Below are 8,711 nucleotides of genomic sequence, written 5' to 3' on the forward strand. Positions count from 1 at the left end.
AACAAAGGCGCGGCGCTGACCACCTATCTATCGCTGGCCGGACGCTATGGCGTGTTGATGCCGAATACCGCCCGGGGTGGCGGCATTTCGCGCAAGATCGACACCGCCACCGACCGCAAGCGCCTGAAAGGCGTGGTCGCCAGCCTGGACGTGCCTCAGGGCATGGGCCTGATCGTGCGCACCGCCGGCGCCAAGCGCACCAAGGCCGAGTTGAAGCGGGACTACGAGTACTTGCTGCGTCTATGGGAAAACATCCGCGAGACGACGCTGCACTCCATCGCGCCGGCGCTGATCTACGAGGAGGAGGACCTGGTCAAGCGGGCCATCCGCGACCTCTACGACAAGGATATCGACGGGGTGTTCGTCGAGGGCGAGGCCGGGTTCAAGGAAGCGCGCGACTTCATGCGCATGCTGATGCCCAGCCAGGCGAAAAAGGTTCAACTGCACCAGGAGCCGACGCCGCTGTTCGTCAAGTACCGGGTCGAGGACCACCTCAGCCAGATCTACTCCCCCGTCGTGCCGTTGCGCTCGGGCGGTTACCTGGTGATCAACCAGACCGAGGCGCTGGTCGCCGTCGACGTGAACTCCGGCCGCTCAACCCGCGAGCGGAACATCGAAGCCACGGCCATGAAGACCAACATGGAGGCGGCCGAGGAGGCCGCCCGCCAGCTTCGCCTGCGCGACCTGGCCGGCCTGATCGTCATCGACTTCATCGACATGGATGAGTCGAAGAACAACCGCGCCGTCGAAAAGAAGCTGAAGGACTGCCTGAAGGACGATCGCGCCCGGGTGCAGATGGGCAAGATCAGCAGCTTCGGCCTGATGGAAATCAGCCGCCAGCGTCGCCGCTCCGGCGTGCTGGAGGGCACCACCCACGTCTGCGAACACTGCGCCGGCACCGGCCGGGTCCGCTCGGTGGAGTCCAGCGCGCTGTCCGCGCTGCGCACCCTGGAGCTCGAGGCCCTGAAGGGCGGCGGCGAGGTCACTCTGACCGTGCCCCGCGCCGTGGGTCTCTACATCCTCAACGAGAAGCGCGCCCACCTGGCGCGCCTGCACCAGGCGCTCGGCCTGTTCGTCACCATCAAGGTGGACGACGCCATGGCTCACGCCGACTGCGGCGTCGAGCGCACCGCGTCGGAGACCCGCGCCGACCACGCCGCGGTGACTGCCGCGCCGGTCCCCGGCTACGCCCCCGTGGCGGACGACGACTATGACGACGACGCCGTCGAAGACGAGGACGAGGACGAGGACGAAGAGATCGAGGCGGACGACGACGACGCGCAGACCGTGGAGGCGGGCGAACGCCCCGCGCCGCGCCGCGACGACGAGGAACGCACCGAGGACGGCGACGGACGGCGGGGCCGCCGACGCAGGCGCCGCGGTCGCCGGGGCGACGAGCCCCGCGAAGGCGCCGGGGAGGCGCGTGAGCCCCGCGAGTCCCGTGAACCGCGCGAGGCTCGCGATCCGGCCGCGCCGCGGCCTGAGGGCGCGCCGGAGACCGAAGAGGACGGCCAGGGCCGACGCCGCCGCCGAGGCCGCCGCGGCGGCCGGCGCATTCGCGACGACGCCCGTCCGGTGGACGCCTTCTCCTGGACCCGTCCGTGGGTGCCCTACGGGGATGACGCCTTCGTCTGGTTTGACCCCGCCGAGGACATGAATATGCCCGCGCCGGCCAACGACGAGCGGGCGCCTGCCCGTCCGGCGGCGGCCGCTGCGGAAGCCGTCCAGCCGGCTGCGGCCAGCGTGTTGGCGGTGACCACCTCCGGCGACGACGAGATCTGGGTCGAGCTGCCCGCCGTCGAGGACAAGCCCAAGCGGGCCCGGCGGGCCCGGGGACGCGGTCGCGCCGCCGAGGCAGACGCCGAAGCCCTGGCCGGGCCGATGGAAGCGCCCGCGCCTGTGATCGCGCCTGAGCCGGAGCCGGAACCCGAACCGATCGCCACCCCGTTGGCCGCCAACGCCGACGAGGCCCCGGCCAAGAAGCCGCGCAGCCGCAGCCGCAAGGCCGCGGCGCCCGCCGCCGAAGCACCGGCCCTGGTCGAACTCGTCAAGGCCGCGCCGGAGCCGGACCCGATCTCGCAACCCGAGCCGGCGCCTCGCCTGCCCGACCCGTCGGAGATCTCCACGCCACCCACAGCCCCGCGCAAAGGCTGGTGGCGGCGCGGATGACGCGCTAGATTCGGCCGGGCGTTGAGGGGCGCTGTGAGAGAGTTGAGCATGGTCTCCCCTGCCCGGTCGGTTTCCCGCATCGCCATGGCGCTCACGGTGTCCGCCACGCTGGCCATGGCGCCGGCGCCAGCCGCGGCGCAGGGGTCGGGGGTCTCGCTGATCCGCGACACCGAGATCGAGGAGACGCTCCGCAAGGACGCCGACCCGATCCTGTTGGCGGCCGGGATCAACCCGAAGAACGTCAGGATCCTGTTGATCGGCGGCAAGGATCTGCAGGCCTTCGCCGGCCCGCAGACCATGGGGGTCTACACAGGCCTGATCCTGGAATCCAAGACGCCCAACGAGCTGCAGGGGGTGATGGGCCACGAGGTGGGTCACCTGGCGGCCGGGCACAGCGCGCGCTCCGGCGACATGACCAGCGCAGGCATGAAGCCGTTCCTCCTGACCATGGGCCTGGGTGTGCTGGCCGCCCTGGCCGGCTCCGTCGACGCCGCAGCGGGCCTGGTGGGCAGCGCCAGCTATTTTGGCGCCCTGGGCGCCATGGGCTACAGCCGCGAGCAGGAGAGCCGCGCCGACCAGGCCGGCGCCACCCTGCTCGACAAGGCAGGCATCTCCGGCCGGGGCCTGGCCGAGTTCTTCGACAACTTCCGCTACCAGGAGGTGTTCGACCAATCGCGGCGCTACGCCTATTTCCGCAGCCACCCGCTCTCGTCGGACCGGATCGAGGCCCTGAAAATCCGCGTCGCCGGCCTGCCCAACTATCTCAAGGTCGATACGCCCGAGGCCATGGCCGAGCATGCGGTGATGAAGGCCAAGCTGGACGCCTTCCTCAACCCGCAGATCGCCATCGTGAAGTATGCGGAGAAGGATGCCTCCTACCCGGCCCGCTATGCCCGCACGATCGCCTACTACCAGCTTCGCGAGCCGGAAAAGGCGCTGAAGCTGTTGGACGCGCTGATCGCCGAGCAGCCGGACAATGCGTACCTATGGGAGTTGAAGGGCCAGATCCTCTTCGAGTTCGGCCGCGCCAAGGAGGCCGAGGCGCCGCAACGCCGCTCGGTGGAGCTGAAGCCCGACGCGCCGCTGCTGCGGGTCAACCTCGGCCAGACCCTGATCGCCCTGGACGACAAGGCGCGCATCGAGGAAGGCATTGGAGAGCTGAAGAAGTCTCTGGCCCAGGACCCCGAGAACGCGGTGGCCTGGCGCATGCTGGCGGAGGGCTACGACAAGCGCGGCGAGGAGGGTCTCGCCCGGCTGGCCACCGCCGAGTACAACTTCAACACCGGCGATATCGCCCAGGCGCGGATCTTCGCCATGCGGGCCCGCGAGAAGCTGGACAAGACGACCCCGGAATGGCGCCGCGCCACCGACATCGTGCTTGTCTCCAAGCCCAGCCGGGACGACCTGAAGGACCTGGCGCGCGAAGGTTCGATAGCCCGCAGCCAGACTCGCTAGAGCGCTTTCCGCCGAAGCGGCTGCCGGTTCGGCGTCAAAAAGCGCGACAAGGCAAATCTCTAGAGCGCCGCTCCGATGCCATCGGAGCGAACAGCGCTCTAGCCTTCGCAATTCTCGAACTTTCGCCTATCTGGGGCTCATGACTCTCTCAACGCCTGCGCTCGCCCTGACCCTCGCCCTGGCCCTCGGGGGCTGCCAGAAGGCCGAGGACGCCGCCTTCGGCCAGAAGGTGCGCGGCTATCTGCTCGAACACCCCGAGGTGCTGCAGGAAGTGGCCGACAAGCTGCGGGAGAAGGAGAAGCTGGCCGCGCTGAAAGCCTCCGCCGGCGCCATCCAGAAGCACCGCGCGCAACTGGAGCGCGATCCCCGCGACTTCGTGGCCAATCCCCGCGGCAAGGTCACCGTGGTGGAGTTCTTCGACTACCGCTGCGGCTACTGCAAGACCACCGCGCCGGAGGTGGTCAAGCTGATCCAGGACAACCCGGACGTCCGCTTCGTGTTCAAGGAGCTGCCGATCTTCGGCGAGGTTTCCGACACCGCCGCGCGGATCGCGGTGAGCGGGCCGGCCAAGGCCAAGGGCCTGGAGCTCTACAGCCGCTGGATGGGCGAGCAGGCGCTGAACGACGCCTCCGTGGACCGTCACTTGGCCGCCGTGGGCATCGACCCGGCCGCCGCCCGCGCCGCGGCGCGGAGCCCGGCGGTCAGCCAGCACATCGCCGACGTGCGCCAGCTCGCCTCCGCCCTGAGCATCGAAGGCACCCCGGCCTTCATCGTCGGCGACATCATGATCCCCGGCGCCGACATCGCCGCGCTGAAGGCCGCGATCATCGTCGCCAAGGCCGGCGACCTGAAGCGTCCCGGCTAGTGTGCTGGATTTGAAGTTCGTCCCATGCCTGGATCGAGCTCTGTGCGAACTTCAGATCCAAGAAGCACGCTAGAAATCATCCACTTGCTAGTGTGGCTCATGATTCAGAAATTCGTACAGAGTTCGCCCCAGGCACAGACGAATTTCTGAATCGCCACACTAAATCAGCCCCGCCAGGGGCGACGACGGGTCGGCGTACATCCGCTTGGGCATCCGCCCCGCCAGGAATGCTTCCCGGCCGGCGATGACCGCGTGCTTCATAGCCCGGGCCATGCGGATCGGGTCGCGGGCTTCGGCGATGGCGGTGTTCATCAGCACCGCGTCACAGCCCATCTCCATGGCCAGGACCGCGTCGGAGGCGGCGCCCACCCCGGCGTCCACCAGCACCGGGACCTTCGACTGCTCGATGATCAGGCCGAGGTTGAGGAAATTCTGGATGCCCCGCCCCGAGCCGATCGGGGCGCCCGCCGGCATGATCGCCGCCGCGCCGGCGTCCTCCAGCTTCTGAGCGTAGACCGGGTCGTCGGAGCAGTAGACCATCACCTGGAAGCCGTCGGCGATCAGCAGCTTCAGGGCTCGCAGCGTTTCCTCCATGTCCGGCAACAGGTGCTTGGTGTTGGAGAGCACCTCCAGCTTGACCAGGTCCCAGCCGCCGGCCTCCCGGGCCAGCCTGAGGGTGCGCACGGCGTCCTCGCCGGTGAAACAGCCCGCGGTATTGGGCAGAAAGGTGAAGCGGTCGGGCTTCACATGGTCCACCAGCATCGGCTGGCTCGGATCAGACAGGTTCACCCGGCGCAGCGCCACGGTGACGATCTCGGCGCCCGCGGCCTCGGCGGCCGCGGCGTTCTGGGCATAGTCCTTGTACTTGCCGGTGCCGACGATCAACCGCGAGGTGAACGTCCGGCCGGCCACGGACCAGGTGTCCTTGGCCTCTTGCGATCCGTCCATGTCACCCGCCTCCGATAAAATGCACGATCTCGATCCGGTCGCCGTCGCTCAACGTCGTGCGGGCGTAGGCCGAGCGCGGCACGATCTCCAGGTTGCACTCCACAGCCACCTTTCGCCCGTCCAGGCCCAGCGCCGCCACCAGCCCGGCGACGTCGCTCACGGCCTCGAAGGCGCGGCTCTCTCCGTTGACGGTCAGGTTCATTACAGGCCGGCCTCCGGTCGCTAAGCTTGTGACCCCCGCCGCCGACCGTTACAAGACGGCGGAATCGACGGCGGAGCCGAATGTCGAAACCGATCTATGTGCTGAGCGGCCCCAATCTCAACCTCCTGGGGACGCGAGAGCCTGAGATTTACGGACACCAGACCCTTGAAGACGTGCGCCGCCTCTGTGAGGCGCGCGCCGCGTCCCTGGGGGCCGCAGTCGTGTTCCGGCAATCCAACCACGAGGGCGAGCTGATCGACTGGATCCAGGAGGCTCGCGAGAAGGCGTGCGCGCTGGTGATCAATCCGGCGGGCTACGGCCACACCTCGGTGGCGATCCTCGACGCCCTGAAGGCCGTGGGGGTGCCGGTGGTGGAGTGCCACCTGTCGAACCCGGCATCCCGCGAGACGTTCCGGCGTAAGACCTATGTATCCCTCGTGGCGTCCGGCGTGGTCTCCGGCTTCGGCGCTGCGAGCTATGAACTGGCCGTAGAGGCCGCCGCGGGCCTCGCGCGGCCGGTCTGACAAGCGACAAGATAAAGGTTTTATCCGATGGCTAGCAGTCCCAAGGCCCCCGCCGATCCGATCGACGCGCGTCTGGTCCGCAGACTGGCCGACATCCTCACCGAAACCGGGCTGTCGGAGATCGAGGTGGAGCACTCGGGCCTCAAGATCCGCGTGGCCAAGACCCTGACCGCCGCGCCCATGCACTACGCGCCTGCGGCGCAAGCCGCGCCCGCAACCGCTGCTGCGGTCCCGCCGGCAGCCGCCGAGGCGCCCGCCGCGTCGCGGGGCGACACCGTGAAGTCGCCGATGGTCGGCACCGTCTACCTGCAGGCCAATCCGGAATCCGAGGTGTTCGTGAAGGTCGGCGACACGGTCGCCGCCGGCCAGACCCTGATGATCATCGAGGCCATGAAGACCATGAACCCGATCCCCGCGCCGAAGGCCGGCAGGATCGTGGAGATCCTGGCCGCCGACGGCCAGCCGGTCGAGTTCGGCGAACCGCTTGCAATCATCGAGTAGCGGCCATGTTCGAGAAAATCCTGATCGCCAACCGCGGCGAGATCGCCCTTCGTGTGCACCGCGCGTGCAAGGAGATGGGCATCTCCACCGTGGCCGTGCACTCCGAGGCCGACAGCGGCGCGATGTGGGTGCGCCTGGCCGACGAGAGCGTCTGTATTGGTCCGGCTCCTGCCGCCAAGAGCTACCTGAACATCCCCTCGATCATCGCTGCGGCGGAGATCACCGGGGCTCAGGCAATCCATCCAGGCTACGGATTTCTTTCAGAAAATGCACGCTTCGCTGAGATTGTCGGCGCCCACGGCTTCACCTTTATCGGCCCCAAGCCCGAACACATCAGGATGATGGGCGACAAGATCACCGCCAAGCAGGCGGTGAAGGCGGTGGGCATCCCCGTGGTGCCCGGCTCCGACGGCGCGCTGGTCACCGAGGAAGAGGCCTTCGCGGCGGCGCGCCAGATCGGCTTCCCGGTGCTGATCAAGGCGTCGGCCGGTGGCGGCGGTCGCGGCATGAAGGTGGCCCGCAACGAGGATGAACTCGCCGAGGCGGTGGGCACCGCGCGCACCGAGGCCAAGGCGGCGTTCGGCGACGACGCGGTCTACATGGAACGCTACCTGCAGACGCCCCGGCACATCGAGTTGCAGGTGATCGCCGACAGCTTCGGCAACGTGGTCCACCTGGGCGAGCGCGACTGTTCCCTGCAACGTCGCCACCAGAAGGTGCTCGAGGAAGCCCCCTCGCCGGCCATCAACGCCGCCGCCCGCGCCAAGATCGGCAAGGTGGTGGTCGATGCGGTCAAGGCCATCGGCTACCTGGGCGTCGGCACCATCGAGTTCCTCTACGAGAACGGCGAGTTCTTCTTCATCGAGATGAACACCCGGCTGCAGGTGGAGCACCCGGTGACCGAGGCCATCACCGGCATCGACCTGGTGCGCGAGCAGATCCGCATCGCCGCGGGCCTGCCGCTGTCCTTCCGCCAGGAGGACATCGTCTTCGAGGGCCACGCCATCGAGTGCCGGATCAATGCCGAGAACCCCAAGACCTTCGCGCCCTCGCCGGGCCTGGTCACCGATTTCCACGCCCCCGGCGGCCTGGGGGTTCGGCTCGATAGCGCCCTCTACGCCGGCTATACGATCCCGCCCGACTACGACAGTCTGGTGGGCAAGCTCATCGTCCACGGCCGCGACCGCGAGGAGTGCCTGGCGCGGCTGAACCGTTGCCTGGGCGAGATGGTGGTGGGGGGCATCGAGACTTCGATCCCGTTGTTCCAGGAACTGATCCACCAGCCCGACATCATTTCCGGGACCTATGACATCCACTGGCTGGAACGCTGGATGAAGTCGCAGGCCGACCTGTCGGCCTGAGGCCTGAGATTGTGATGCGGACGCCCACACGGTCCTTCTCCCGCATGGGGAGAAGGGTTCCAGAGAGCCGCGCCATGAACACCTTCGGCCCCGCCGAACTCCTCGACTGCTACGCCCGCGGGGTCTTCCCCATGGCCGATGCGCGGGACGACGACGCGGTTTTCCTGATCGATCCGGAGCGGCGGGGGGTGATTCCCCTGGCCGACTTCCACCTTTCAAAGCGGCTGGCGCGCACGGTCCGGGGCGATCCGTTCGACGTGCGGATCGACACCGCCTTCTCGCAGGTCGTCACCGCCTGCGCGGCGTCCAGGCCCGGGCGCATCGAGACCTGGATCAACCGACCCATCGAAAGTCTCTACGCCGACCTGTTCGAGATCGGGCACGCCCACAGCGTCGAGTGCTGGCTGGGGGGCGAGATGGTGGGCGGACTCTACGGCGTGTCGCTGGCCGGGGCCTTCTTCGGCGAGAGCATGTTTTCCACCCGCACCGACGCCTCCAAGGTGGCCTTAGTGCATCTGGTGGCGCGCCTGATCGCCGGCGGTTTCGTGCTGCTGGACGCCCAGTTCATGACCGAGCACCTGGCGCAGTTCGGGGCGGAGGAAATCTCGCGCGCCGACTATCGCCGCCGGCTGGGCAAGGCGTTGGGCGCCAATGGCGACTTTCAGCGCTTGGACGCGACCGCGGGG

General features: G+C 68.3%; 9 protein-coding genes. 7 read left to right on the forward strand and 2 right to left on the reverse strand.

From position 1 onward, the window contains the following. The 3 genes from ACLL81_RS12820 to ACLL81_RS12830 all read left to right on the forward strand — a co-directional run. The coding region (locus tag ACLL81_RS12820; protein ID WP_411288738.1) for an Rne/Rng family ribonuclease at positions 1-2,169 on the forward strand (2,169 nt) is incomplete at its 5' end. Positions 2,170-2,217: 48 nt separating this feature from the next. Further along, on the forward strand, positions 2,218-3,624 hold the full coding sequence (locus tag ACLL81_RS12825; protein ID WP_411288739.1) for a M48 family metalloprotease: 1,407 nt from the start codon (positions 2,218-2,220) through the stop codon (positions 3,622-3,624). A gap of 139 nt (positions 3,625-3,763) precedes the next feature. Beyond that, positions 3,764-4,489, forward strand: coding sequence for a DsbA family protein (locus tag ACLL81_RS12830; RefSeq protein ID WP_411288740.1), 726 nt, complete (start codon positions 3,764-3,766; stop codon positions 4,487-4,489). A gap of 159 nt (positions 4,490-4,648) precedes the next feature. Here ACLL81_RS12830 and ACLL81_RS12835 read toward each other — a convergent pair whose 3' ends face one another. Next, entirely contained in the window at positions 4,649-5,437 is a 789-nt protein-coding gene (locus tag ACLL81_RS12835) for a thiazole synthase (protein ID WP_411288741.1), read from the reverse strand. A 1-nt stretch (position 5,438) separates the two neighbouring features. Beyond that, positions 5,439-5,639, reverse strand: coding sequence for a sulfur carrier protein ThiS (thiS, locus tag ACLL81_RS12840; protein WP_411288742.1), 201 nt, complete (start codon positions 5,637-5,639; stop codon positions 5,439-5,441). A gap of 80 nt (positions 5,640-5,719) precedes the next feature. On the opposite strand from thiS, the gene aroQ reads away from it, so the two are divergent. The 4 genes from aroQ to aat form a co-directional block, all read left to right on the forward strand. Next, positions 5,720-6,163, forward strand: a complete 444-nt coding sequence (gene aroQ, locus ACLL81_RS12845; protein ID WP_411288743.1) for a type II 3-dehydroquinate dehydratase — start codon at positions 5,720-5,722, stop codon at positions 6,161-6,163. Between the two features lie 27 nt (positions 6,164-6,190). Then, a complete protein-coding gene (accB, locus tag ACLL81_RS12850) occupies positions 6,191-6,664 on the forward strand; it encodes an acetyl-CoA carboxylase biotin carboxyl carrier protein (protein WP_411288744.1) in 474 nt (157 codons plus the stop codon). 5 nt (positions 6,665-6,669) lie between these two features. After that, a complete protein-coding gene (accC, locus tag ACLL81_RS12855; RefSeq protein WP_411288745.1) occupies positions 6,670-8,025 on the forward strand; it encodes an acetyl-CoA carboxylase biotin carboxylase subunit in 1,356 nt (451 codons plus the stop codon). Between the two features lie 74 nt (positions 8,026-8,099). After that, a partial coding sequence (gene aat, locus ACLL81_RS12860; RefSeq protein ID WP_411288746.1) for a leucyl/phenylalanyl-tRNA--protein transferase occupies positions 8,100-8,711 on the forward strand: 612 nt, incomplete at its 3' end.

Origin of the sequence: Phenylobacterium sp. (genome assembly GCF_046590535.1) — a bacterium.
Classification (GTDB): Bacteria; Pseudomonadota; Alphaproteobacteria; order Caulobacterales; family Caulobacteraceae; genus Phenylobacterium.

Bases quoted from the DNA above. Each gene is read 5' to 3' on its own strand.
- ACLL81_RS12825 (WP_411288739.1), top strand. From the start codon at position 2,218: ATGGTCTCCCCTGCCCGGTCGGTTTCCCGCATCGCCATGGCGCTCACG.
- ACLL81_RS12830 (WP_411288740.1), top strand. From the start codon at position 3,764: ATGACTCTCTCAACGCCTGCGCTCGCCCTGACCCTCGCCCTGGCCCTC.
- ACLL81_RS12835 (WP_411288741.1), bottom strand. From the start codon at position 5,437: ATGGACGGATCGCAAGAGGCCAAGGACACCTGGTCCGTGGCCGGCCGG.
- thiS (WP_411288742.1), bottom strand. From the start codon at position 5,639: ATGAACCTGACCGTCAACGGAGAGAGCCGCGCCTTCGAGGCCGTGAGC.
- aroQ (WP_411288743.1), top strand. From the start codon at position 5,720: ATGTCGAAACCGATCTATGTGCTGAGCGGCCCCAATCTCAACCTCCTG.
- accB (WP_411288744.1), top strand. From the start codon at position 6,191: ATGGCTAGCAGTCCCAAGGCCCCCGCCGATCCGATCGACGCGCGTCTG.
- accC (WP_411288745.1), top strand. From the start codon at position 6,670: ATGTTCGAGAAAATCCTGATCGCCAACCGCGGCGAGATCGCCCTTCGT.